Here is a 24,797-nt window from a genome sequence, read left to right on the forward strand (position 1 = left end):
AGAGGCAAAAGAAGGGATCGGGCCGGAAAATTCGGCAGTGGAAATGATGCCAACGCCCGACAAAAAATCCCCGGTTTTCGCGATTTATGGCAAACAAAGGCGATTTCAGGCAATAAAACCGTGCAATTTAGAGGCGTTAGAAAATACGCAAAAACTGCAAAAACTGCAGGTTGTCCGGACCCTCCGGGCCTGACCGGCGACCGCTATGGGCGAAATTTGATCGGGATGCATTTTTGCACTCCCCGGCAGGATCTTTTCAACCGGAAAACCGGGGGTTTCTGGGACCAGGGCACGATAGCGGGGCGGGATGGGGATTATTTGGGAGGGGAGCAGCCATTTTTTGGGAATATTTACGAATAACGCCTTGTAATTTCGGACACCGTGCAGGTACAGGGAGTTGACCGCGAGGCAGATCAAAAATGCCGCGGTGACCGTTCCTTCATATCAAAAGATTAAACCATTGCAAAAGAAAATTCTGGTCAATGACTTCATCTGGTTGGCAGGTGAGCGCCGGGCTGCTCATGGTAATCCTGGTGGCAATTATTATCGCGGGTTTCTTTTTTTTACCGGAAAACCCCCGGCATCTTCTCCAGTACAAAATTCTTCAGTGACAACCTGTCCTTCGGATCAGGATTGCGGGCCAGGAAACAACACGGTGCCAGCCAATACCATCCTGACTGCAGCAGAGAAAAAAATCTCAACCGATCTTCTCCAGCTCATGGGCGTTAAGGATTTACCGGCAGGGATGACCCGGGCGGCTCTCGAACAGCAGATGGAACAAAGACACCAGTTAACGCATGTGGCCGGAACGGAAGAGACCCTCGTGTATGTCTATGTCCAGACAGCCGGCACTGCCAACACCGCGCTCCTCGCGCCGTATGTGTGGAATATCACCAACAGCGATCCTGGAAACAGCCTGGTTGTCGCATGGGTTGATGCAACCAATCTGGAAAAACTTGCCTTGCTTGAATCCGTCCGGTCCATAAGAACCGTGTCGCCCCCTTCAACCCGGAGTGGGTAACCTTGTATGTGCCGGCATTCGTATTGAACGGCAACCGGTTGGCCCGCGATGAAAAAGAATCAGGTTTCTGCGGATGGGGGAAAAGGACAATGAACAATCTGACGGATACCGTTCTCCCGCACGCTCCCCCGGATGAGTCCGGTGAATATCTGCACGGAGGACGATTTTCTTGAAGCCGCAGATAAAAATCCTGATTGCAGTATTTGTCATCTGCTGCTTGTTGATCTCTCCCTGCATGGGTCTTGAGCCGGTCAGCACGGTGACTCCGACGCAATCGCCGCTCCCCGGGATTACGACTTCTACGATCTCACCGGCTCCGACACAATCCCCGGAAGTGCAGGACAATACCAGTGCATCGGTTGTCCGGCCAAAGGCCGTGGACGATAATGGCGACCTGACAAAAGGCGAGGAAAAAATATCCACCGCACTCCTGCTGGAGACAAACGAGACCTCTGGCAACCCGCAGGGATCCGAGACAGGACTCCAGATAAAAACCGTCCCGGTACCTCCCGCCCCGGCAGGGGATGGGGGAAAGATCTCTTCCGGCAAACTGGTGTACGTGTACATCACCACCCGGCCCGGGTATTCCACCCATTGTGTTGATTCCCTTGTCGCGGATGTGAAGAACCGGAATGAAGATTACCACCTCGTTGTCGGATGGGCAGATGTGGCAAATCTTGAGCGTATTGCAGAACTTGACGGCGTCCGGAATATCCGGCAGGTGAGCCCGCCCCGCGTGCACAAAGGGATAAACACCACCCAGGGGGATATCATCCACAAAACGGCGAGCGTCCGCTCCACGTACGGGTACACCGGTGCCGGCATGAAGATCGGGATCATCTCCGATGGCGTGAATCATCTTGCCGACTCGCAGGCAACAGGCGACCTGCCCGTAAATGTTCATGTCATGAGAGATCAAAGCAGCGGCGATGAGGGGACTGCCATGCTGGAGATCGTGTACAACATGGTCCCCGATGCAGAGCTCTACTTCCACGATTCCGGCAATAATATCCTTGAGTTCAATGATGCAATTGCCCGCCTCACCGTGAACCCCATGTGAGAATTCAGGCTAATCGCCTCCTAAAAAAAAATTCACGGTGGCATTCTGAACTGCCGGGTTGACTCAGCCGGCAGGGATCATCCCGGGCAGTTCCAGACCTCCACGCGGTCCCCGTACTCCTGCGGGAAGAATTCGGATGAGGGAACGAACTGGAATTTTTCAAGGATGTGCTGCATGATGGGCCGGGGCATCACAACGCGTACATTATACCCGTTGTCCAGCCACCGGCGGATGAGGTGCTGGATATTGCCCTCGTTTTTCACCCGGGATATGATATAATGGAGGCAGAGCCGGTTCTCTTCGAGCACCAGCCAGCCGGAGAAGAGGTCTTCGGAGAATCCCAGTGCGTCCCCCTCGGGAGTTCCCGTCTCGATTCGTGTTGAGGTCATGTCATGTACGCCCCCGTGTATGCTTTCGGGACTGCCTGCCACCATGTATGAATGCATTTTAGCCGGTATCCGGACCCGCCGGAGTATCCCGGTATGGTGAATAAACCTGTTCTCGTGTTGCAGAATCTGAAGTTATCCGGAATTTTTTATCGTTCATTCACGCCGGTTTTGATTCTGGTTATATGCGGTCTAAGGAACCCGGTTATTTAAGCCTGCCTTTTCCATTCCGCTTGAAAAGCCGAAAGTTCGATCTAACGGGTTTTTCAACCGGAAACCATGGGGGTTTGGGGAATGATACGAGAGCTGGGCTGGGGATTACCATGGGGGAGAGTAAACACCAGCGTTGTTCTTACTCATAATTTTTGAAAAATTAAAACGGATAGTCCCCGGTCTTAATAACGGTCATTCGGCCATCTCACCCTCACCCGGGTGAAAAACGGTAACAACCCGGTGATCATATCCTCTTCAACAGTTCTGTTTTCTTTGCAGCAAATTCCTCTTCAGAGATGATTCCTGCATCCCGCAACTCGGCTATTTTTTTGATGAGATCCGGTACTGATTCGCAGGGCGGAACTTCGCACCGTAATTCATCCGTCATCACTCGTGGTGTGCCATTCTCGCAGATTTTTTTCAGGTACGATACCTGCTCTGCTTCGTGTCCTGCCTGCCTTGAAATATATTCCGTGAGGATCTGTTGTGCCTTCTCCGGGTCAGGTATGCCATAAAGGCAGTCAAGGGGAGCTCGCGATGCCTCCTGCCGGCCTTTTGCAAACATGATCCCCGCACCCAGGTTGTCCTTCTGGCCCGATGCCCCGATGCCACGGAACGAGGTCTCTTCACCCCACTGCGTGTTGCTGACGGGAATAACGGTCCCGAAATGATACCGGGTGCCAAGGAAGTTCTGCTCCAGCACAACCCTGCCTATCTGGGAGTGCGGGATCAAGTGTTCCTGTTTCTGCCAGATGCCCCCGCGAACCGATACCCCCACGTCCGTGATCGTATACCGGATTGACTTCCGGAATTTTTCGAGCCAGACAAGGGAGATAATGGCTGCAAGGATACTGAATGGCTGGACAAGGAACGCGATCCAGTTCAGCAGCAACAGGAACTGGTCCTGGACAGCGCCGGTCCCGGGACATATCACGAGCAGCATCCCGACGATCACGCTCAGGGCGAGCGTCAGCGCAACGCCGGTCCACATCTCGGCAATCCTCAGGGACCACCCGATCGCTGCAAAAACAATGAAGATCCCGACAGGAGCTATCATCAGGATGCTGATGTTCGTCCCATAGGAGACTGCAGGACCGATACTGTTCATTGAACCGGGAAGGAGTGCATTCATTGTTCCGGAGGACAAACCGGCTCCGCTTACGTTCAGCAGATTATTCGCTGAACCCCCAAAGGCCGTTGCACCACCTATTGCGCCGGTTGCAACCGAAAAAAAAGTCCGGATAATGATATCGAGGACATAGCGTGCAAAGATACAGACAAAAACCAGGACGAGCGGGGTGAATGCCAGGATATACTTGAAAGTAAAACTCAGTTTCTCAGGGCTTGTTTCCAGAAGAACCTTGCCCGAAATATCCCGTTGCCCGGCAGGTGCATCCGGTTGTATCGATTGAATTATTTCATCAGGTTTCACGGTTCTCTACCAATTTATAGAGAAATTGATAAAAAATACGTATCTGTTTGATTGCCCGGTATTTCCGCCCGGGGTTCCTGACACAACGCGTGACCAGGCAGGTGGATCACTGCCGGTACTGAACGGGTAAAACCGGGGGTTAATTTCTCATAATGGGAGAGAAACGGCACCCGATCAAGAGCGGCAGGGCATGTCATTGATGATTTGAGAAATGCGCGGTGATCATTGAACATTTACCGGCGATAAGGAATGAAATGGGATCTTTCATGCCAGCACTAACCTGAATTATGGTAAGAATGAATGCACAACCGGGGCATTTTGTGGTGGTATCCGTAAGTACCCCCGTTCAGTCATGTTTTGTCGCTGCGAGGAGGTAATACGTTTTTGCCGGTGCAAATCTCTGGTACCAGGGGATCTGCGATTTCTGGATCTCGCGAATGTACATTAAATCCCGGATGGAGATATTGACAAACCCCGCATGACTTAAGCCGGATATCATTGCCTCCTTTGGTACTCCCCCGTCATAGGGAAGCTGGCTCCGGAGTTCTTTATCATAATGGCCGCCATGGGTATGCCCAAAAATTTTGGCGAGACCATTGCTCAACCATCGTTTCGCCCGGGCGGGAAAACGCCGATCTGTCCAGACCCCCTCAATGATGAGCACAACGCCCCCGTTTTTCAAAACACGGCGCCATTCAGAGAGGGCAGTCTCCGGGTGAGGAAGCGTCCAGAGAAGGTGCCGGTTGACTACTACGTCAAACGATCCATCACGAAAGGGAAGGTGTCCGGCATCTCCCGCCACAAGTTCAATTGAATTGTTTTGTGCATTCCCTTTTTTAAGGGCTTGTGCCATCATCCCTTCCGAAAGATCGAGTGCTGTAACCCGATGCCCCATCTCGGCAAACAAAAGGCCCATGGCACCCGTTCCGCACCCGACATCAAGTACCGCTTGTCGCGATCCTGACAGGTTCCGCTGCAGTTCCTGCTTCCAGGCAGATTTCTCTTCTTCGGTCCCTATCCCGTGCCCCGGACAAGAGTCATACGTTACGGACGATTGGTTCCAGCTCTTCCGGATGGCATCCCTGATCTCGTGGTCAATCATACTGGTACCAGATTATGTACAGTTTTTTTTGATGGTTTATCAGGTGTTCTGGATAAGCGGTCATGTTTTACGTTGTGATCTTCCCGTATGATTCTATAAAGAGAGCTAACACCAGGTTTTTGCACTCATTAGGGAACATTCCGGGTTACTATCCGCACTATTGTTTATTAAACCCCGAGAGCGCCCGGAAACGGTTCACACCCGGTTGGTCCTGCTGTACTGGACCGTGAAAAATGCCATGTGCTCATCGGCATAACAGTCGGCCTCGCACGTGCAGGAAAAAGCCGGGCCGAGTACCTCAAAAAAAAGAGCGTTCCACTGCTCCCGCAGCATATGGTAATCGCTCCTGATCCCCCGGGGCTCGCACAAGATAGAGATAACTTCGGTCATCAGGAACATATCGATGCACTCGTTGACCACTTCAACCGAAGCATCGTGGGCATAGACGCAGTCGAAGATCCGGCCATAGGACTGGTATACCGCAACGGCAAGGGCGGGGGAGAACCGGCCATGAGTATCGATGTCGGCATCCATCTCGAAGAGGAGGAAGTGATCGATCCATGGACGGAGCCGGGCAAGATGAATGCGCTTGTCTTCGACCGGCATGTGGTGGTACGCAAGCGAGCTCATCGCGATATCGATCTTCCGGTCGATCCTGCCCGAACAGTCCTGGATCCGGCTGCACTCGATACTGATTGGGGCATCCGGGAATGCGGCCCGCAGGGTTTTTTCTGCAAGGGTTGCCATTGCCGGCGACGGGTCAACAAGCAGGATCTCGCTGATGCCCGTAATCTTTTTGCTTTCCAGCAGGCTGGATAAGACCGCAACAGCAAGCGCCCCGTTGCCGCACCCGATATCCATGAACCGCACGGAGTGAGGAAAGACCGGGAGCGACTCGTTGCAGTGCCGGACAAACAGTGTCCGTGCCGTGCTCATGAACGGGGCGGTCGTGAAATGGATGAACGGCCGGGGGTCCTCAAACACCAGTGCGGGTTTTTTGAGGGTGCGATCGTACCGCTCCAGGAACCCGAGGAGGAACGCAAGACCGAAGAGCCCGTCCACCTCATCGAGGACTGCAGACTTCACCCATGCAACAGCCTCATCCCCCGTTCCATTTGCGGCAAGGAACATTGCAATGTAAAAGTGAAATGACGGCACCAGGTTCTTCTGGATTTTTGTATCATAGCTGCCGGGTGCGGGATGACCCGTCAGAATCTCATCCGCGTACACTCTCCATTCGCGTTCTTCCCGGTCTGAAAGAAAAAGCATGAATTTCCTAAAAGAATGGAAGAGCCGCAGCAAAAAGCCTGTCTTTATTCGCGTCACGGATAGCCGGGAGAAATGGTACCTCCCGGTATCCGTAAAAAGGGGTCCGGTATTGGTTTTTTTTAAAATCCCGCCATTTTTGTGTCACCGGATGCGGAACCGTATGTCTCCCCCGTCAGTAAATTGCATTCTACCCGGCGATGCCGATGTACCGCTAAGGGAAAATCTACCGGAATCCACACCCGGCGGAAATGATTAAAAGAAACGTTTATCCCTTTTCGGAAATAGAGGAAGCATAGCCAGCGTTTCTGAGGTTTTTATGCCCTGCAGCATTCTCACGGAAGCCATGGATGATGCCCCGTTCACCCTGAAGCATGCCCATATCTGGTTTCTCTCGGCAATGGGGATCTTCCTTGACGGTTTTGATCTCTTCGTGATGTCAATTGCCCTGCCGCTCATCATCGTCCAGTTTACCGTAACACCGCTCGCCCAGGGCATTGTCGGTGCAGCAGCCGTTGTCGGGGCGATCTTCGGGGCACTTATCGGGGGCAGGCTCTGTGACCGGTTCGGGAGGAAGAAGGTCTTTATAGCCGATCTCACTATTTTCATCATCTTTGCAGTCCTGTCAGCGTGTGCCTGGAACATAGAGTCCCTCATCCTGTTCCGGTTCCTCCTCGGGGTCGGCATCGGGGCAGACTACCCGGTCTGTGCCTCCTATGTCAGTGAGTTCATGCCGAAACGGATCCGGGGCCGGATGCTGATCGCGGCCTTCAGCTTCCAGGCAGTAGGCATCTTTGCTGCAGCCGGGATCGGGCTCTGCATACTTGCCATGTACCCGTCGGAATCGGCCTGGCGGTGGATGCTTGTTGCCGGTGCAGTGCCTGCGGTGGTGATCCTTGTGCTGCGGCGGGCCGTTCCCGAGAGCGCCCGGTGGCATATCCAGCGCAGGGAGTGGAAACTTGCAATGGGGGTAGTCCGCTACCTGATTCCGGACTTTACGATGAAAAAGCCGGTCACGCTCCCGCCGGCAGAGACAGCGGGAGATCTGCCGGAAAAAAAGCCGGCCTGGCGTGCCACCTTAAAAACGTATGCCGAACTCTTCTCTCAAAAAAACCAGCGCCGGACCGTGCTCATCACCGTACCGTGGTTTTTGATGGACTTTGCCTTTTATGGCGTGGGGATATTCACGCCCATCCTCATCGCATCCATGATCGGTACCAATGCGGCCGGGCTCAATTTCATTGCCCAGGACTTCTATTCGTCCGGGTATACGGTACTGCTCGACATCTTTTTGGTTATCGGTTTTATCCTGAGCGTCTTCTTCATTGAGAGGATCGGCAGGATACGGCTCCAGCTCGCAGGGTTCATCGGCATGGCGGCAGGCATGTTCATCCTTGCCCTGTCGCAGTCCGGTTCACAGACAATAATCGCTCTCGCGTTTCTTGGTTTTGGCCTCTTCAACCTTCTCCAGAACTTCGGGCCGAATGCGACAACGTTCCTCCTCCCGGCCGAGCTCTTTCCCACCCGGCTCCGGGCAACCGCCCACGGGTTTGCGGCCGGGCTTGCCAAGGCGGGTGCAGCCTGCGGGATTGTATTTGTCCCGCTGATGAAAGCCTCCTGTGGGGTCCAGGCAACCGTCATCATCATGGGCATCATCTGTCTCGCTGCCTTTGCCGTGACCCTGCTCACCCGGATCGATATGACCGGATCATCCCTCGAAAAGATCGAAGATGCGGTGTGAAAATTCCGGCGGATCCCTGTTGTCGTGAGGGAGAACGGGATCAGAGATCAAACACGTTCAGCCCGACACCGGCATCGAATGTCCGCCCGATATGGCTGTCAATCATCTGAATGAATAGTTCGCAGGTGCCGCTGACAACGGCGCTCGTCAGGTGGCCGCCAAAGGCCCGGTGCGATGCGTCGGAGAGCGTTGCATGGAGATGGAGGTAGGGCTTCTTGTCCAGGGTCGTGATGTTCCCAAGCAGCGACGTGATCTCGTGGTCACCGGTGAGTTTGGTGGTATGATACTCCTTTGTCGCGGTCTCGAACAGACCGATCTCCACGTTGTTGACCGCACCGATTCCCTGGACCGTGCCAAGAAAAATCTCCTGGTCCGTGCAGAATGCTCTGAGTGTACTGACAATCTCTTCCCCACGGTCAATGCGGAGGATGAACAGGGAACCGGTCTTTTTGCAGCGCATCTTGCCCACCATTTTTTTTATTCTCATGAAATTCTGTTACGGGGTCAATAAAGCCTGTTGGTTGGTTCTGGTGCACAAAAAGCCGCGGGATTTTCCCAAAACCGGGGCATGCGATTCCGGAAGTGTGGAACCTATGGTTCACAATCTTCATCTCCAATCCATTGCTAACGAAATAATTGACGAGCATGTTCCCGTTTTTGCAAAAACCCGGCCGCACATGGCTCTTCCCTGTATTCCTGTGCGGGTTATTCCTTCTCTCTGCCCCGGCCGTCCAGGCCGGAACGGTGTCTATCGATCCGGTCAATGACCCTTCGATCTGGTCCCTCTCGGATACCTTAAGCGTTACAGCGATTGGATCCCCCGCTCCTTCTCCATCGGGAAGGGATATTGCATACGCGGTGACGTATCCAGTTATGAATCCAACAACAAGCGGAATGCGTTCCGTGATCTATACCGTCCAGTCCGACGGTTCAGGCATCCGGCAGCTGACCTCTGACACAGATTCCTGTGCAAACCCGGCCTGGTCTCCGGAGGGGAGAAGGATCGCGTACATTTCGTATGCAGGAACAAGCCCTCAGGTCTGGATCATGAACTCAGACGGGAGCAGGGCATTCCGGCTCACCAGCCAGGAGACCGGCGTCTCCGCATTTCACTGGTCGCCGGACGGGCAGCAGATCAGCTATCGCGCGTTACTTCCAAAAACCCCTGAACAGGAGCGGGCCCTTGCCGCTAAGGAAGATCCCATCGTAACCGGGGAGAACCTTCCCCGGGCAGGGATCTATATTATCCCAGCAGACGGCCGGAGCAATCCCGATTCAAGACTTCTCACCCCCTCCGATATGAGTGCCGGCAGCTGGGACTGGCTTCCGGACAGTTCGGGGCTCGTCTTTGCGCATGCGCCCGCTGCCGTGGAGCGATACAGCGTCAACACCTCGATCTCCCGCGTTGATCTCACAACAGGCAGAGTGACACTTCTGGTGCCGGAATCCCTTAATCATACCACCTATTCCCAGGTGCTGGTCTCCCCGGATGGGAAATCGGTGGCCTATCCCGCGATAAGCAGTTATAACCTCATGGATATAGCGATCGTACCGGTGAACGGGGGTACCCCGCGTACGGTTATTGGAGACTTCGACCAGGGCGCAACCGGTCTTGGGATCACCGGATGGTCAGCGGACGGAAAGATCCTGTATGTTCCCGGTACAAACGGAACCGCGGTCACCATGAATGCAGTGCCGGTCGACGGTTCGGCCCCGCAGGAACTCTTCCGGTACGGGTTTATCGGGAATGTCCAGGAGAACAGCTGGCGGACCGTCTTTGTCTATACCGCAGAGGACTCCGATCTCGCCCCGGAGATCTACATAACGCCGGTTGATAAGTTCGTACCGTTCCAGGTAACCCGGCTCAACGCAAACCTCAGGACCGGAAAGATAGGGAAGACCGAAGTCATCCGGTGGACTTCTTCGGAGGGCAAAGTGATCGAGGGGCTGCTGACGTACCCGGCGGATTACACACCCGGGACCAGATACCCCCTCATCATTGAAGCCCACGGCGGCCCTTCATCAAACTTTCTCCGGTATTTCACCGGAGGGACGAGCTGGCCCATCATCCCGACAGGAACATTCTCCTCGCTCGGGTACGCGGTACTGCATCCCAACGTGCGGGGCTCGAACGGGTACGGAACAGATTTTGTCAAGGCAAACTATGCCGACTGGGGTGGCGGGGATTACCGCGACCTCATGGCCGGTGCAGATTATCTCGTATCTCAGGGCATCGCAGATCCCGGGCGCATGGGGATCATCGGCCAGAGCTATGGCGGGTACATGGCGGCGTGGACCGTAACCCAGACCGACCGGTTCCGCGGTGCAGTTGTTATCGACGGTATCACGGATCTCGTGAGCAACGCAGGTACTACAGATGTCCCGTTCGATCAACCAGACTCACTGGGTGGGGAGTACTGGGATAAGTGGGACCTGTACACCAGCCGGTCCCCCATCCACTCTGTTGCAAAGGTATCGACCCCAACGCTTGTGGTGAGCGGAGAGGAGGATGTCCGGGTCCCGCCCGGCCAGGGGCAGGCGTTCTCCCGTGCACTCTGGAAGCGGGGGATCCCGTCGCAGCTCGTCATCTATCCCCGGGCCGGTCACTTCCCCGGCGAACCCAAACAGATCCGGGATCTCTGGGTACGGGAGATCACCTGGATGACATCGTACGTGAAGGGCAGTGCATGAACCTGCCCATCAAAAGGAGCCACAGGTGTTTTCGTTTCCTCAAAAAAGCGGGATAAAAGAGGAAGAGAAAAACCCGGTTCTTTTCCGTACTCCAGATCTTTTATTCAATATGGCAGCTCTTATTCCGGCACCGTTAGCCCACTCTCGATTTCCCTAATATAATCCAGCAGGCGGGCATGGTATGCTTCTGCAAGGATCAGTGCCTTCATCTCCGGATTACAGGCACAGTTCTGGAGCCCGAGAGTCCGGATATCTTCGGTATGGAAATCACCGGAAGCATAGATCTCATCTATCGCCGCATAGGTTTTCGAGCACCAGCGGACAAAGTCATAATACTCAGGACCGTATTGATTGGTTTTTATCGTGCGAATATCGTCAATTCTCTCGTTAAGCAGGAGAATTGCTTTTTCGCGGGGGATTTTGAGTTCAGTCATGGTTCAGCATCCACGGTATTGATTCAATGATAACGGGGATAAATATTTTTTATTGATTTTTATCAGGAGTTCAACTGACCAGTGTCCCGAATGACGGAGTCGAAATCCCGGCCTGATGACTGCATTGTCCGGGTCTCGTATCGCGGGCTTTCACGCCACCCCGTTCCAACCCTTCCAGGCGGCCTGCTGCCGGAAAAAGGCTGTGGAACAAAAGCTAACATTGATAGCAGGACCTGACAAAGCCGGTACTGCTGACTATGGATCGATCCTCCAACCCGGCACTCCGGGATGAACTCTTTGACGCAGGTGAAGGCACCGGCCCGTCCGGGCCGATGACCCTCCGGGGGACGATCGACAAAACCTTCGTGCTCCTCATCCTCGCCATAGCCTCTGCGGTACTGACCTGGAACTATCTCCCTGCCGATGCCATTCCCATCATCCTCGGATCCGTCATCGTGGCATTCGTTGTCGGGTTCATCACGTCCTTCCATACCACCCTGTCCCCATTCACCGCCCCGGTCTTTGCCATCCTTGAGGGAATTTTCCTTGGGGCGTTCTCGGGGTGGATGGAAACCCTGTACCCCGGCATTGTCGCGCAGGCCGTTGCCCTGACGTTTGGCGTCTTCTTCCTGCTCCTCCTCGTATTCCGGGCCCGCCTCATCCGTGTCACGGAAAAATTCCGGCTTATTGTGATTGGGGCAACGGGGGCGATCGCACTCTTTTACATTGCAGGTATCGTCCTCTCCTTTGTTGGCCTGCCGCTTTCGTTCATTAACGAAGGCGGGTGGCTGGGCATCGTCTTTTCGATCATCGTGGCCGTTGTTGCTTCGTTCAGCCTGGTCCTCGACTTCGACTATGTCGAACAGGGGGTAGCAAACGGCCTGCCGAAACGTCATGAATGGTATGCTGCATTCACCCTGCTTGTCACTCTGGTCTGGCTGTACCTGGAGATCATCCGGCTCCTGATGAAACTGCGGATGATCCAAAAGGCGGTCCGCCCCTGAGTAAAAGGGACCTTTGATGCCATGCACCGACAAAGTCCGGTACTATGCCCGTGGACATCCTCCTCCTTGCCATTATCATCCTGAATATCTGTTTTGCCATAAGTATTGTCTTTTTTGAACGAAAGACTTCGGAGATAGCGCTTGCCTGGCGGACCCTGCTCGTCTTCATCCCCCTATCGGGATTCCTCTTCTATCTCTTATTCGGGCAGAATTTTTACCGGACTCACCATTTTTTGATAAAAGCGAAAGATGACCAGAAAGTCCAGGAGCTCGTGAACGAACAGCTCAGGGAAGTTTCCCGTCTCGAAAACCTCAACAAAGACGAGCGCGAGAACAAGTTTTTACGGGTCATTAGGATGCTGCTTGTCAGCAACAATTCGATAGTCTTGGATAACAATTCGATTGAGATCTATACGAGCGGTCCCGACAAGTTCCAGGCCCTCTTCTCGGCAATCGAACTGGCAAAGGTGTTCATCCATGTCGAGTATTACATCTTCAAGCCGGATCAGCTGGGCTCAGAGTTTGCAGCGCCCCTCACCCGGAAAGTAAAAGAGGGCGTTGAGGTCCGGGTCCTTGTTGACGGCCTGCCATTCTCAATGGTGCCGGCCGCAGGGTAAACCGGTCCGGAAAAGCCGGGGGCGAACTGATATGTCCCAACCCCTTTGTGCCAGGAGCGGTGCGGGAAACCATATCAGGCCGGTTTTTTAAAAACGGCACCTTTTTAATACCGGCTTGCCTATCAACCGATTATATGTGAGGTCTTTCCGCAATGGTCCCAGGGACCGTGAACGGAAACAACACATTGGCACAACGAAAAACCAGAGCGGATCAAGAGATGTTACCCAGAAGCGAAATTGCAAAGGCGGCCGGGATTACGCTGAACCCCGTTGCCATCGTGTGGTCTGACAAAAAACCCGAAAATGCCCTTGAGTTCAAAAAGGGCGTCTGGAGCTGCGTCATGTGGCTCTTTGCTAAGGTAGCAAAGGAAGGGCGCACGGCGGTCTTCACCCGGGACACGACAACGTGCGCCGGCGGGGCGATGGGGCTCGGGTACGGACGGCCGTTTGAACGGCATGCATCCCGGAGCGACGCTGGATTCTGCTCGTTCCTCTCGAACGGCATCGAGGGCGCAAAGGACAAGAAGACATACCAGGCAATCATTGCGGAGAGCTTCGACGACCATCACAGGAAGATGCTGACGGAAGGCGAGCGCTTTTTTAAGAACCCAGAAATTGTCGGAAACTTCCTTGATACCCTGCCGATCTATTATGCACGGGACCGGTTTATCGTGATGAAACCCGTCCATGAGGTCGAAGAGGGCGAGGATATAAAAAGCATTGTCTTTGTTGCCAATGCCGACCAGATTGCCGCGCTCTCAACCCTTGCGAACTACGGCCACGGGAATATCCGGGACGGGGTAATCGTTGCAGCCGGTGCAGCCGGGTGCCAGGCCATAGGCGTGTGCACGTATGCCGAGAGCGGGAGTGAACTGTCCCGTGCGGTTGTCGGCCTCACCGATCTCTCGGCACGGAAAAATGTCCGCACAACGCTCGGAAAAAATGTCCTCACCTTCTCCGTCCCGTTCAATCTCTACCAGGAAATGGAAAAGAACGTTCAGGGAAGCTTCCTTGAGCTGGATCTCTGGAAGGAACTCCGGGATTCGGGCTAGGGTGCGGATTGTATAATACGGGGGGGCTTTTCAGCCCCTCATGCGTTTATTACCGGTGCGTCTTCTTTGCCCCGAATGTCCCGAACTTCCCGATTGGCTTACTCCCCTTCCTGACTTCAGCTTTAGCAATAGTGCCTGAAATCTTACCCAGGGGTTGTGTCTGGCCGGCCCGGGACTCTTTTTTTCCGGGTGCATGGCCGGGTTTGTGCCGGGGTCTGTCTTCCCCCACACTACGGGGAGATCGGTCAGGCGTTCTCTCCGTTCTGGTACCTTCAGGTTTTCGGGGAGATTGTTCGGATCTTCTCTCTGCCCGTGGCCCTTCGGTGTTTCGTGCTGGCCGGTGAGAATATTTCTCTGAAACGGCACCTTCAGGTTTCCGTGGAGTGTGCTCTGGTTTTCTCTCCGTCCTCCCACTCTCGGCTTTTCGTGCAGGTTGATCCGCATTTTTCACCGGTCTGGCATCTGCAGATTTCCGTGCAGTATACTCAGGTCTCCATTCAGTCCACTCTTTCCCGGCATTTTGCGGGTGTCGGTCCGTGGTTCTTCCCGGGGGAGAACCTTCAGGTTTCCGCGGAGCCCGGGCCGGTCTTCTTTCCATCCGGTCTCCTTCTGATCTTCGAGACGGTCGTTCAGATGTTCTTTCCGGTTGTGTGCCTTCCGATCTTACCGGAGAACGTCCCGGTTTTCGTTCAGTCCGGTCACCTTCCGCACGCCTTGGAGGCCGGTCCGTGGTTCTTCCCGGGGGAGAACCTTCAGGTTTCCGCGGAGCCCGGGCCGGTCTTCTTTCCATCCGGTCTCCTTCTGTCCTTCGAGACGGTTGTTCCGATTTTCTTTCCGGTTGTGTGCCTTGCGATCTTACCGGAGACCGTTCCGGCGTTTTCCCGTGGCGTTCACCCTCTGATCTTCGGGGAGGTTTTTCAGAATATCTGTCCTGTTGCAAACCTCCCGTTTTCTGAGGTGCACGGTCGGTCGTATTCATGGGACGACCCCCCCGTTTATTTCCCGATTGGGGTTTACTGGAATTATGCCTTGACCCGGTTGCCATATAGATTACTCCCGATGAATGGTGATTCTCATATCTCATTGGTTAAAAAGTTCTGGTCGTATACAGATTGAATTCATCTTTGAAATACCCGGCACCTTCGTACGGGTTCTGGTATCCGGGATATGAGGAAATTTTCCCTTGATTATAAACGAGATAAAAGATGTTTTTTACCTACCTCCTAACTCATGAACCCGATGCCGGGAAAAGACATACGGTTCTCCAGAACAAAAACAGGGCATAATCTCCCCTTCGGATAAAATGGAAAATACGACAGGAAGCCGCAGGGAGCTCCTGATGTATTATTCTGCCGCAAGACGTTTTGCAAGCAGGGCAGAGCAGGCCGGGCAGAGCATCTTCTTCTTCCGGTCCAGTTCATCGAGGGTATTTGGCCGGAACATGATGCATTCGCCATTCTCGCAGTGATCAAGACCCAGCAGGTGCCCGACTTCGTGCGCACCTTCTTTCGTGATCCGGTCGATCAGGTCGTCATCATTCCCATGACGGCCGTAATATTCATTGCTCAGGCGGGCACTCGATACAACCGCTGCACCGACCTGCTGGCGGGCAAGGCCGAAAACAAAACTGTTGCCATTCCGGAAAAGATCCTGGTTGACCACAAGGAGAACCGGATCGTCAATCCCGTGCCGGTGCTTGTAGGTCTGGACGCTGTCAAGGAGCGCCTGCGCATCGATCTGTTTACGTGCTACCACATATCCCATCATGCGGACATGATTATCCGAAACCGACGATGGGACGCCCAGCACAGATGAGATCTTGCGGGCCACCGGCATCTGAAGACCCGCGGGGGACGCTGAATCCCAAAAGATATGGATATGCATCGCTATATTCTGTTGGAATGGGCTCCTATAAACATATTGAGACCACTATCGGGGAGTACCTGGCCGGCCGGTATACCCGGGCCGTTGAAGTGGGTATCGGGCGCAATACCACGGCAGCCGAGATCCTGGGATGCGCAGGAGTCCTGACCCGCGCAACCGATGTAAAAGAAATTCCCGACAGCCCGGTTACGGTTACGGTCGATGATGTATTCGATCCGGTAATCTCCCTATACAATCAGGCAGATGTCATCTACGCGATCCGGCCGGCAATCGAGATGATCCCGCCACTCATTGCCCTTGCACAAAGAACCGGGTGCGATCTTGTTGTGTACCACCTGGGATTCGAAACCTATGGGGATGGGGGAGAGAAAATTGACTGCGGGGTTATCCTCCACCGCTATGTCCGGAAATCAGAACCCGTCAAAGAGGGTTGACTGGGTCTTTGCCGGAATTTTTTTCTCGGGTACTTCGGCGGGTTCTGCGGTTTTTGCCGGTTCTTTGGGTTTTTCAGGTTCCACCGGTGGCGTGGCAGGTGCCGGTGGGGCAGCAGGAAGGCTCTCCTGTTTTGGCGCTTTCTCCGGTTTTGGCTTTTTTGCCACTTTTCCTTCTTTCTCCTTCTCTTTTTCCTTCTCTTTTTCCTTCTCTTCAAGGGCCAGTGCTTTTATTATTCCCTGGGCGCGGACGCGATCGTTTAAGAAGAAGTTGAGCTGATCCGCGTCAAGCGCCATCTCGCGGGCATACAGGGCGGGATCCTTTTCAATGAGCATCGAGACCGTGCCAAGGTAACTCTCTCGGAGGGTATTCTGGGGGATATGCATAATGCCTGAAACCTTGTTCAGGGTCGAGACCCGGATGGTTTTCTGCTTCTTTGCAGTCGACATCCGCTGCCAGCGTTCCGGCGGCATGATACGGGCATGGATCCCGTTCCCCTTTGCAGCATCCGCAGCCCCGAGAAGCATGATCGCCGTTGCATACCGCCAGAGCGTGTGGTATTGCCGGCGATACGTGTACCCGAGATACTCGTCCGCCCGGGCCAGGTGGCGATATGCCAGCGCGGTTGCCGCTGCATCGGGCATGTACTGGACGCTGCCTTCAACCCACTGTTCTATGGTTTCCGGTGTGTCATCGACATCGTACGAGAGGCGCATCAGGTCGCTGTCCGTGGATTTGCCAAACAGGGCCGAGATGAGCGAGAAGATCGAGACACGCTCATCCTTCTGCGAAGTGTGCACACCGGAATCCTCAAGGCTGGTTCTCCCGATAGCCGAGGCATACAGCATATTGACTGCCGAGCGGATATCTCCCTCGGCACTCTCGGCAATCGCGTGCACCGCCGCATCGCTGCAGGCAATATTTTCCGCTGCGCAGAGATACTTGAGCCGTGGGGCAATCGAGCGGGCCGGAAGGGCTTTGAACAGGACGGGTTCGCAGCGGGTACGGATCTCCGGCGAGAGACCGTAGAGGTCGTTCGCTATGAGGATCATCGGCTGTCGGGTCTCGCGGATGCATTCAATGATCGCCTTTGCGCCGCCACGGTCCGAGGTTCCCTGCAGGTTGTCGGCTTCATCGAGGATGATCAGTTTCCGGGAAGCGCCGGTCAGGCTTGCCGTGGTACTGCCGGCTCCTGCGATCCGCTCGATGACTGCGGCGGTCCTCTGGTCGCTCGCGTTGAGCTCGATCATCTCCCAGCTCATATCATTGGCAAGCGCGTGGGCAGCCGAGGTTTTGCCGATACCGGGCTTTCCGTAGATGAGCAGGGGCTTCGATTTCCGCGTCCAGGTCTTCGCCCACTCGGCGATCTGCCGGACTGCAGTCGAGTTGCCGATGATATCGGCAAGATGTGCTGGCCGGTATTTTTCTGCCCAGTCCATACCAACACGTTGACCGGGAATCAGATAAAATCACACGATCCAACGGGAGCTTCCCGCTCTCGGAGTCAGAACAAATAAATTATCTTTCATAACATGGAAATAGCATACACGCAATTATTTTAGAGAGTATTCAGGTGATGTCGTGGTCCGGAGCTGCTCCACAGAGACGATAGCAAAAGTTGTCAGGGAATACGAGGGTGTCAAAAGAAAGCATACCATAGGCGAAATGATCAGGGCGCTGAAGATCGATGCACCTCACGTTATCGCCGCTTTTGGCGAGGATGCAGCAGTAATCGAGCACAACGGTGAAGCGCTTCTCCTTGCAGCCGACGGCATCTGGAGCAAACTCATGGAAGCTGACCCGTACTGGGCAGGATACTGCTCGGTCCTTGTCAACATCCATGACATAGCTGCCATGGGCGGCCGGCCAATCGCCATGGTGGATATCTTCTCTATTGCGAAAACCACCGTGCAGGAGCAGGTGGTCAAAGGAATGCACGATGCATCGGCCCAGTTCGGCGTCCCGATCGTGGGCGGGCACCTTCACCCGGACGCCCCGTACAGCGTGATCGACGTCTCCATCCTCGGTTCCGCACAGCTGGATTCCATCATCTACAGCCACACGGCACAGGAAGGCGACAGCGTTGTTGCAGCAATCGATCTCTCCGGCCGGGTCCACCCGTCCTGTGCGCTCAACTGGGATTCCGTGACCATGAAAACTGCGGCACAGGTTCGGGCACAGATTGGCGTGCTCGAAACAATCGGGAAAAGACACCTGGTGACTGCGGGAAAAGACATCAGCAACCCCGGCATCATCGGCACGCTCGGGATGCTTCTCGAAGTGAGCGGCAAGGGCGCGGAGATCGACCTCGACCTGATACCAAAACCCCCGCTCGCAGCAAACAATCTCACCTTCGAGCTCTGGGTGCGGATGTACCCCGGTATGGGATTTATCCTGACCGCAAAAAAGGCGAATGTTCCCGAACTGATCCGGGTTTTCCAGGAAGTCGGCATCACGGCACAAGAGATTGGCACCGTCAACAGCAGCAGGGAGCTGCGGATCCGGTATGACGGGAACGAGACGCAGGTCTTCGACTTTGTTAACAACGGGATCATGCACCTCGGAAAAGAGGATATTGCATGCCTGCCGCACTGAAACGTATCGGGATCGGGATTGCCGAGGATGCGGAAAAAGTCCTCGCGAGTGCGGAGCAGGTAAGCGGACCGTTCGAGACGATCTGTTATTGTAAGCCGGGCTGCATCGGGCATAAGGCAGTAAATGCAGCAGTCCGCATTGTTGAAGATCCTAAGCCCGAAGAGGCCATGATTGGCGACCTGATGGCAGGAAGGATCTCGGCGGCCGTGAGAGGAACACTCCCGTCAAATACAACCTTAAAAGCGCTCAAAAAAGCGGAAGGGGTTGACCACCTTGAGCGCATCGCTCTCCTTGAGACCGCAGAGGGCAAAAAATTCCTTCTCACCCCGGTTGGCGTTGACGAGGGCTGGACCGTTCCTGAGAAAGTGGAACTGATAAACAAAGGGCGGATCATTGCAAAAAAATTCGGCCTTCCGGAAAAAACGGGCGTGCTCTCGGGGGGCCGGCTCGGGGATGTCGGCAGGCACAAACAGGTGGATGCCAGCATGGCCGACGCCGAACTGGTGGCCCGGATTGCCGGAGCAGAGCACTGCGAGATCCTGATCGAAGATGCGATCCGTACCTGTGGTCTTATCATTGCTCCGGATGGGATCTCCGGCAACCTTATCTTCCGGACCCTCACATTTCTCGGGGCCGGTTTTGGGCATGGCGCACCTGTGGTAAATATCAGCAGAATTTTCGTGGATACTTCGCGCGCCTCACCAAATTACACGAATGCGCTATTGCTCGCTGCATCGTTGTCGGAATAAATTTAAACGCAAAAATAGCCGTATTTTTTCAAAAATAACCAGTATATTCGTTTTAATAATATTCTGCGAAATTCTGAACCCCGTTCTTCACTTGCTTAGCAGGATGCCCTCCAATAGCCTAATAATGAGTAAATTATCGTATTTCTCCAAAAAGTATTTAAATATATCAAGATACTTTCTTTTTGAGGTTAGAAACATGGCAGATTTACCAATCGCCGCAGTTGTAAGGATTGCAAAGAAGAACGGAGCCGAAAGAGTAGGAAGCGATGCAGCTGAAGCCCTTGTTGTCAAAGCTGAGAAGTACATTGCCCAGCTCACCAAGGAAGCCAACAAGCTTGCCGAGCACGCGGGCAGAAAGACAATCAAGAAAGAAGATGTTGACTTGGCTGCAAAGTCCAACTGATCAACCCTTTTTTCTCTTACGTTTAATTCCCATCGCTCTTCTCCCGGTTCTTTTGGAATGCAAGCAGTGATATCCTTCACGGCCCCACAATTGTATAGATGCTAAACCATACACCGGATACGGGTTGCGACACCGGGGTCGCGGAGTTTATGGACACCCTGGCCAGGCTTTTTTCAAAAGCAGCTCAGATCGAAAGAGAACCGGTCGATACCGGTGACGGCGTGTTGCTCTATACCTCTGAAATCCACCTGATCGATCTGGCCGGGCGGTTCCCGGAGGACAGCATGTCTTCAATTGCATTGCGGCTCGGTATTACCAGAGGGGCGGTCTCGCAGACCGTAAAAAAATTAGAAGAGAAAGGATACCTCGAACGATATAATGGAGAGGGGGATAACAAGACTATCTATCTCCGGCTCACGGATGCCGGGAAAAAAGCGTTTGCATGGCACGAGGCGTATCATTCCCTCGTGAACGGGAGACTCATCCAGGTAATTGCATCCTTAAAAAAAGAAGACCGGCAAAACGCACTGAATATTTTCTTAACCCTTGAGAAGATCTTTGAGGATTGTCCGGAACTGCGCCGGAACGTTTCAGAAATGTTCGTATAACTTTTTCTGACAGGATATCCGGTAACTGCCGGGATCCATACAGGTATTGTTTAGCAACTAAATTAAATAGTTTAGATACTATACAATGTGAGGCCATTCCCTGTGGAGGGGATTGTCATGGAGAAAAAAGTATGCAGAATTACTCATTGAGCCCGATACAGCCGTCAGATAAAAAGGCAGTTGTCGACATCTTCAATTATTACATCGGGAACAGTTACGCCGCGTACCTGGAACACCCGGTGCCGTACGAATTCTTTGACCACCTCCTTGAAACCTGCAGCCAGTATCCAACGGTGGTTGCCCGCAACACGACCAGGGAAATTGCCGGTTTCGGCCTGCTCCGCCCCCATAATCCCATGCCCTCATTCCGCCGTACAGCGGAGATCACGTATTTCATCCGGCCCGGAGAGACGGGGAAAGGACTTGGTTCAAAGATGCTCGACCGCCTCCTTGCCGATGCAAAAAAACAGGGGATCAGAACGATCCTTGCAAGCATCTCGTCCCTCAACGAAGGAAGCATCCGGTTCCACGGGCAGCACGGGTTCGTGGAATGCGGGCGGTTTTCAAAAGTTGCCGAGAAAAAAGGAGTTTTATTCGATACAGTCTGGATGCAGAAAAATATCTAGTCGGGAAGTTCAGAACTTCCCTTTCGTGCTGCGGACGGTCTTTGTATCACCGGTAATTGAGAGCGCTTCCCCGAGCGCAATCCCGAAGGCTTTGAAGGCGGCCTCGCACTTGTGGTGATCATTTTTTCCGGAGAACGTGATATGGGCGGTGATGCCTGCACGGGTGCAGAGCGAGTAAAAGAAATGCTCGAAGAGGTCTGACGGGATATTCCCGATTGTCTTGTTCCCGAACGAGCCGGTCCAGACCAGGTAGCCCCTCCCCCCGCAGTCGAGCGCTGCCTGTGCAAGAGATTCGTCCATGGGAATGATCGCATGGGAAAAACGCTTCATGCCCCGGCCTTCACCGATTGCCTGTTTTATGGCATCGCCGAGCACGATCCCCACATCCTCAACCGTGTGGTGGCAGTCAACGTGCAGGTCGCCTTTAGCCGTAAGGGTCATATCGAACCCGCCGTGTTTTGCCATTGCATTGAGCATGTGGTCAAAGAATGGTACGCCGCTGTCCACGGTCACGTTCCCGGAACCATCCGGATCGAGCCGGATCGCGATATTCGTCTCTTTGGTCTCCCGTCTGAGTTCCACAATTCTCATTTGCATTCCTCCAGTGCATCCGTTAATGAGATCTTACCGCTGTACAGGGACGAGCCAAGGACTGCACCCCAGGCCCCGGCCTCCCGCAGCCCGAAAACATCCTGTCGTGACGATACTCCCCCAGCAACAACAACCGGGATCTTCACGTGATCGATAAGCCGTTTCACCGGTTCGAACCGGACTCCCTGCTGGAGCCCCTCGACATCCACGTTCGTATAGAGGAGCGACCCGGCTCCCAGGTCCTCGAACCGTTTCGCCCAGCCGAGATAATCCCCGGCAGTCTCCTGCCAGCCGTGAACCGCGATCTGGCCACCTTTGGCATCGACCCCGGCCATGATCCGGCTGCTCCCGAACTCATCGGCAAGGGTGCGGATACATGCCGGATCCTGGGTGGCAAGCGTTGAGATGATGATGCGCGAGACGCCGGTATCGAGCCAGTGTTTTGCGTCCTCAAGCGAGCGGATACCGCCCCCCAGTTCGATCTCCACGCCGGTTTTTTTGATGAGGTCCGCAATCAGGCCGGCATTTTTCGCAGCGGTGCCAAATGCCCCGTCAAGGTTGATGACATGGAGGGCATCTGCCCCCTCATCAAGCCAGCGGGTGGCGCAGTCCAGCGGATTGCCGTACGCAGTCGCACTCTCGCGTTTTCCCTGGACGAGCTGGACACAACGGCCCCCGAGGATGTCAACGGCGGGAAAAATTCTCATGATAGATCAGCGGATCATCCGTTGGATGGCCATGACGAGGATGTCCTTTGCGCCTGCCCGTCTTAAGGAATTGATCAGGGTATAGACCCGCTCCTCGTTGACAACCGCATGGACGGCAACGAGGTCCTCGCTGGATGCCACATCCATCACGGTCGGACCCGAGAGACCCGGCAGAACGCGTTTCACCGTATCAAGCGAGGCCCTTTTTACGTTCATCATCAGGTAGCACTGGCCCCGGGCCCGGATCACGCTCTCCAGGGCCAGGTGGATCTCATCGATCTTCCCTTTCTTGGCAACAAGCGAGGCACGGTTCCCGATGAGGTGGGTTGATGTCACCAGCACCTCGTCGATGACCCGGAGGCGGTTGGTCTTCAGGGTTGTTCCCGAACTGGAGAGATCGATTATCGCGTCAGCAATACCGAGATGGGGCGTTGCCTCGCAGGCACCCCCTACGATCACGACTTCCACATTCACCTTGTGTTTTTTGAAGTAGTTCCGGGTAATCACCGGGAACTCTGTTGCAACTTTCAGCCCGGCAAGCTGTTTTACCGACGTTATTTCCGAATCCTCATGCACGGCGAGCACCAGTTTTGCCTTGCCGAACTGGAGATCGAGAAGCTCTTCCACATCGGCTTCCCGTTCCACTACCATGTCGTGGCCGGTGATGCCGAGATCGGCTGCTCCCGTTGCAACGTATTCGGGAATATCAACCGGCCGGGCAAAGAGAATCTCCACATGGGGATCGAGCGTCCGGGCAATCAGCCTCCGCTCCCCGTTCTCGGCCAGGTGGAGCCCGCTCTTCTCAACGAGATCCATGATGGGGGCTGCGATCCGGCCCTTGTTGGGGATCGCCAGCCGTACAACATCAGAAAAAGAAGAAGGGGTTGCAGGTTGTTTTTTTATCATCTTTGCAGATTTCGCCATTGTTGGATCAGAAGGTCTTGAGTTTGCCTTCGATAACCTTCTCGGTGATGGAGGTAACATTTGCCAGCTGGTAGTCAACGATCTCAAGGATGTCCGCGTTGATGTCCTTGAGCTTGACGCCGGATTTTGGCAGAACCTGGATGCTTGCCACGAGCGGCTGGTCGATGGGCTTGCCTATCTGGGAGAGCAGCCGGACATACATCTCTTCGATGCCGTCTACTTTCGTGACACATTCGCGGGCAACCTGGGTAGAGAGGAGGTTGTAGATCTTGCCGATGTGGTTGATCGGGTTCTTGCCGCTCGTTGCCTCCATGGACATCGGGCGGTTGGGGGTGATGAGCCCGTTGCAGCGGTTGCCGCGGCCGACTGACCCGTCATCGCCCATCTCGGCAGATGTTCCGGTAACCGTCAAGAAGACACTCTTCTTCTTGATGTCGTCGGCGGTGTTGACGTGGACGAGAACCTTGCGCTTGGTGCTCTTCTTTGCAATTGCAGTTATCTCATCGTTGAGGAGGCTCATGTATTCCGAGTATTCCCGGATATCCTTACAGTAGCGGTCAACAATGGCACAGGCAATCGTGAGGGTGATGGTATTCCCGTCCCGCAGTCCCATGATCTTGATATCCTGGCCAATGGCGGGATACTTCTTGCGGAGTTTCGTGTCAATATATTCAGCGCTGTTCTTGATGATAGTCTCGACTTCCGAGAAGGGGGCGTGACCGACACCAAAGGATGTATCGTTTGACCGGGGAACTTTTCCCTGGCTGGGCTTGAAGACATCCCGCAGGTCAGTTGACCCGGTGCCGAGGCGGCAATCAATCATCACGTCGCGGTTGAGGTTGAGCTCCGGGAGGATCTTGTGGATATATTTGTAGGCTGCTTCAACAGCAACAGCATCGGTGGGGAGGGTAACACCATCGAACTGCTTGGTGGCCCGGCCGTCGATAAGGACATAGATCGGGCGGATCATCCGGCCGCCACCGAACTTGGGTGACGATTCGCCGGCTACAACTTCGCCCTGGTCGGTGTTGTGGTGAAGAACAAAACCGAACTCGTCAAGGTAGGTTTTGCAGAGTGCCTGGCTGATCGATTCGGCAATGCCATCGGCAAGGCTGTCCGGGTGACCGAGACATTTGCGTTCAACAAGTTCGATCCGCTGTTTTTCAAGGGGTATCTGGTCCAATGCTTCAATCTGGATATTTCTCTTCATTGACTACCTCGTGAGACTTCGTAGTAATAATGGGGACTGGAATTCATAT

The 24,797-nt window shown here is 54.3% G+C and carries 27 protein-coding genes; 14 read left to right on the forward strand and 13 right to left on the reverse strand.

Translation table 11 applies throughout. The annotated features are described in order from the left end of the window. Positions 1 to 482: 482 nt before the first annotated feature. The 3 genes from WC598_RS11265 (at position 483) to WC598_RS11275 (ending at position 2,081) form a co-directional block, all read left to right on the forward strand. On the forward strand, positions 483 to 611 hold the full coding sequence (locus WC598_RS11265; RefSeq protein ID WP_372961600.1) for a hypothetical protein: 129 nt from the start codon (positions 483 to 485) through the stop codon (positions 609 to 611). A gap of 44 nt (positions 612 to 655) precedes the next feature. Further along, positions 656 to 1,021, forward strand: a complete 366-nt coding sequence (locus WC598_RS11270) for a hypothetical protein (RefSeq protein WP_372961601.1) — start codon at positions 656 to 658, stop codon at positions 1,019 to 1,021. 169 nt (positions 1,022 to 1,190) lie between these two features. Then, positions 1,191 to 2,081: a hypothetical protein gene (locus WC598_RS11275; protein ID WP_372961602.1), complete on the forward strand. Its 891-nt coding sequence runs from the start codon at positions 1,191 to 1,193 to the stop codon at positions 2,079 to 2,081. Between the two features lie 77 nt (positions 2,082 to 2,158). On the opposite strand, the gene WC598_RS11280 is transcribed toward WC598_RS11275, so the two are convergent. From WC598_RS11280 to WC598_RS11295, 4 genes are all read right to left on the reverse strand, one after another. After that, positions 2,159 to 2,470 carry a hypothetical protein gene (locus WC598_RS11280; RefSeq protein WP_372961603.1) on the reverse strand — a complete coding sequence of 104 codons (312 nt, stop codon included), beginning with the start codon at positions 2,468 to 2,470 and terminating at the stop codon, positions 2,159 to 2,161. Between the two features lie 454 nt (positions 2,471 to 2,924). Next, the gene (locus tag WC598_RS11285) at positions 2,925 to 4,112 is read right to left on the reverse strand and encodes a PH domain-containing protein (RefSeq protein WP_372961604.1); all 1,188 of its coding nucleotides are present in this window, start codon (positions 4,110 to 4,112) and stop codon (positions 2,925 to 2,927) included. A gap of 346 nt (positions 4,113 to 4,458) precedes the next feature. Further along, positions 4,459 to 5,214: a class I SAM-dependent methyltransferase gene (locus tag WC598_RS11290; protein WP_372961605.1), complete on the reverse strand. Its 756-nt coding sequence runs from the start codon at positions 5,212 to 5,214 to the stop codon at positions 4,459 to 4,461. A gap of 195 nt (positions 5,215 to 5,409) precedes the next feature. After that, positions 5,410 to 6,483, reverse strand: a complete 1,074-nt coding sequence (locus tag WC598_RS11295) for a class I SAM-dependent methyltransferase (protein ID WP_372961606.1) — start codon at positions 6,481 to 6,483, stop codon at positions 5,410 to 5,412. Between the two features lie 316 nt (positions 6,484 to 6,799). On the opposite strand from WC598_RS11295, the gene WC598_RS11300 reads away from it, so the two are divergent. After that, complete coding sequence (locus tag WC598_RS11300) at positions 6,800 to 8,221, forward strand: MFS transporter (RefSeq protein WP_372961607.1); 1,422 nt, start codon at positions 6,800 to 6,802, stop codon at positions 8,219 to 8,221. Positions 8,222 to 8,261: 40 nt separating this feature from the next. Here WC598_RS11300 and WC598_RS11305 read toward each other — a convergent pair whose 3' ends face one another. Next, entirely contained in the window at positions 8,262 to 8,708 is a 447-nt protein-coding gene (locus WC598_RS11305) for a PPC domain-containing DNA-binding protein (RefSeq protein WP_372961608.1), read from the reverse strand. Between the two features lie 158 nt (positions 8,709 to 8,866). Here WC598_RS11305 and WC598_RS11310 point away from each other — a divergent pair, with 158 nt between their 5' ends. Next, positions 8,867 to 10,912, forward strand: a complete 2,046-nt coding sequence (locus WC598_RS11310; protein WP_372961672.1) for a prolyl oligopeptidase family serine peptidase — start codon at positions 8,867 to 8,869, stop codon at positions 10,910 to 10,912. Between the two features lie 119 nt (positions 10,913 to 11,031). On the opposite strand, the gene WC598_RS11315 is transcribed toward WC598_RS11310, so the two are convergent. Further along, positions 11,032 to 11,346, reverse strand: a complete 315-nt coding sequence (locus WC598_RS11315; protein ID WP_372961609.1) for a hypothetical protein — start codon at positions 11,344 to 11,346, stop codon at positions 11,032 to 11,034. Positions 11,347 to 11,603: 257 nt separating this feature from the next. Here WC598_RS11315 and WC598_RS11320 point away from each other — a divergent pair, with 257 nt between their 5' ends. The 3 genes from WC598_RS11320 to WC598_RS11330 all read left to right on the forward strand — a co-directional run bounded on the left by WC598_RS11320 (position 11,604) and on the right by WC598_RS11330 (position 14,019). Next, positions 11,604 to 12,350: a Bax inhibitor-1/YccA family protein gene (locus tag WC598_RS11320; protein ID WP_372961610.1), complete on the forward strand. Its 747-nt coding sequence runs from the start codon at positions 11,604 to 11,606 to the stop codon at positions 12,348 to 12,350. 44 nt (positions 12,351 to 12,394) lie between these two features. Then, the gene (locus WC598_RS11325; RefSeq protein ID WP_372961611.1) at positions 12,395 to 12,967 is read left to right on the forward strand and encodes a PLDc N-terminal domain-containing protein; all 573 of its coding nucleotides are present in this window, start codon (positions 12,395 to 12,397) and stop codon (positions 12,965 to 12,967) included. A 218-nt stretch (positions 12,968 to 13,185) separates the two neighbouring features. After that, a complete protein-coding gene (locus WC598_RS11330) occupies positions 13,186 to 14,019 on the forward strand; it encodes a DUF169 domain-containing protein (RefSeq protein ID WP_372961612.1) in 834 nt (277 codons plus the stop codon). A 49-nt stretch (positions 14,020 to 14,068) separates the two neighbouring features. Here WC598_RS11330 and WC598_RS11335 read toward each other — a convergent pair whose 3' ends face one another. Continuing rightward, positions 14,069 to 14,248 (reverse strand): hypothetical protein, encoded by a 180-nt coding sequence (locus WC598_RS11335; RefSeq protein WP_372961613.1) that lies wholly within the window; start codon positions 14,246 to 14,248, stop codon positions 14,069 to 14,071. A 1,115-nt stretch (positions 14,249 to 15,363) separates the two neighbouring features. Then, complete coding sequence (locus WC598_RS11340; protein WP_372961614.1) at positions 15,364 to 15,903, reverse strand: archaemetzincin family Zn-dependent metalloprotease; 540 nt, start codon at positions 15,901 to 15,903, stop codon at positions 15,364 to 15,366. Positions 15,904 to 15,920: 17 nt separating this feature from the next. On the opposite strand from WC598_RS11340, the gene WC598_RS11345 reads away from it, so the two are divergent. Beyond that, positions 15,921 to 16,337: a UPF0146 family protein gene (locus tag WC598_RS11345; RefSeq protein ID WP_372961615.1), complete on the forward strand. Its 417-nt coding sequence runs from the start codon at positions 15,921 to 15,923 to the stop codon at positions 16,335 to 16,337. Here the strand turns inward: WC598_RS11345 and WC598_RS11350 are convergent. Then, positions 16,314 to 17,774, reverse strand: a complete 1,461-nt coding sequence (locus WC598_RS11350) for a replication factor C large subunit (RefSeq protein ID WP_372961616.1) — start codon at positions 17,772 to 17,774, stop codon at positions 16,314 to 16,316. The two genes, WC598_RS11345 and WC598_RS11350, sit on opposite strands and share 24 nt — an antisense overlap. Before the next feature lie 142 nt (positions 17,775 to 17,916). On the opposite strand from WC598_RS11350, the gene WC598_RS11355 reads away from it, so the two are divergent. The 5 genes from WC598_RS11355 (at position 17,917) to WC598_RS11375 (ending at position 21,316) form a co-directional block, all read left to right on the forward strand. After that, a complete protein-coding gene (locus WC598_RS11355) occupies positions 17,917 to 18,930 on the forward strand; it encodes a methanogenesis marker 2 protein (RefSeq protein WP_372961617.1) in 1,014 nt (337 codons plus the stop codon). Beyond that, complete coding sequence (mtxX, locus tag WC598_RS11360; protein ID WP_372961618.1) at positions 18,915 to 19,679, forward strand: methanogenesis marker protein Mmp4/MtxX; 765 nt, start codon at positions 18,915 to 18,917, stop codon at positions 19,677 to 19,679. The genes WC598_RS11355 and mtxX overlap by 16 nt, the downstream gene beginning before the upstream one ends. A gap of 196 nt (positions 19,680 to 19,875) precedes the next feature. Next, the gene (locus WC598_RS11365; protein WP_319376317.1) at positions 19,876 to 20,082 is read left to right on the forward strand and encodes a histone family protein; all 207 of its coding nucleotides are present in this window, start codon (positions 19,876 to 19,878) and stop codon (positions 20,080 to 20,082) included. A gap of 98 nt (positions 20,083 to 20,180) precedes the next feature. Then, complete coding sequence (locus WC598_RS11370) at positions 20,181 to 20,690, forward strand: MarR family winged helix-turn-helix transcriptional regulator (protein ID WP_372961619.1); 510 nt, start codon at positions 20,181 to 20,183, stop codon at positions 20,688 to 20,690. Positions 20,691 to 20,821: 131 nt separating this feature from the next. Beyond that, positions 20,822 to 21,316 carry an N-acetyltransferase family protein gene (locus tag WC598_RS11375; RefSeq protein ID WP_372961620.1) on the forward strand — a complete coding sequence of 165 codons (495 nt, stop codon included), beginning with the start codon at positions 20,822 to 20,824 and terminating at the stop codon, positions 21,314 to 21,316. A gap of 9 nt (positions 21,317 to 21,325) precedes the next feature. On the opposite strand, the gene hisB is transcribed toward WC598_RS11375, so the two are convergent. Genes hisB through WC598_RS11395 form a run of 4 tightly spaced genes read right to left on the reverse strand, consistent with a single transcriptional unit; the run spans position 21,326 to position 24,748 of the window. Further along, a complete protein-coding gene (gene hisB, locus WC598_RS11380; RefSeq protein ID WP_372961621.1) occupies positions 21,326 to 21,907 on the reverse strand; it encodes an imidazoleglycerol-phosphate dehydratase HisB in 582 nt (193 codons plus the stop codon). Further along, on the reverse strand, positions 21,904 to 22,614 hold the full coding sequence (gene hisA, locus WC598_RS11385; RefSeq protein ID WP_372961622.1) for a 1-(5-phosphoribosyl)-5-[(5-phosphoribosylamino)methylideneamino]imidazole-4-carboxamide isomerase: 711 nt from the start codon (positions 22,612 to 22,614) through the stop codon (positions 21,904 to 21,906). The genes hisB and hisA overlap by 4 nt, the downstream gene beginning before the upstream one ends. Positions 22,615 to 22,620: 6 nt before the next feature. Continuing rightward, positions 22,621 to 23,538, reverse strand: coding sequence for an ATP phosphoribosyltransferase (hisG, locus tag WC598_RS11390; protein ID WP_372961623.1), 918 nt, complete (start codon positions 23,536 to 23,538; stop codon positions 22,621 to 22,623). Positions 23,539 to 23,545: 7 nt separating this feature from the next. Next, entirely contained in the window at positions 23,546 to 24,748 is a 1,203-nt protein-coding gene (locus WC598_RS11395; RefSeq protein ID WP_372961624.1) for a methionine adenosyltransferase, read from the reverse strand. Positions 24,749 to 24,797 lie beyond the last annotated feature (49 nt).

Origin of the sequence: Methanoregula sp. (assembly GCF_041645475.1) — an archaeon.
Taxonomy (GTDB): domain Archaea; phylum Halobacteriota; class Methanomicrobia; order Methanomicrobiales; family Methanospirillaceae; genus Methanoregula.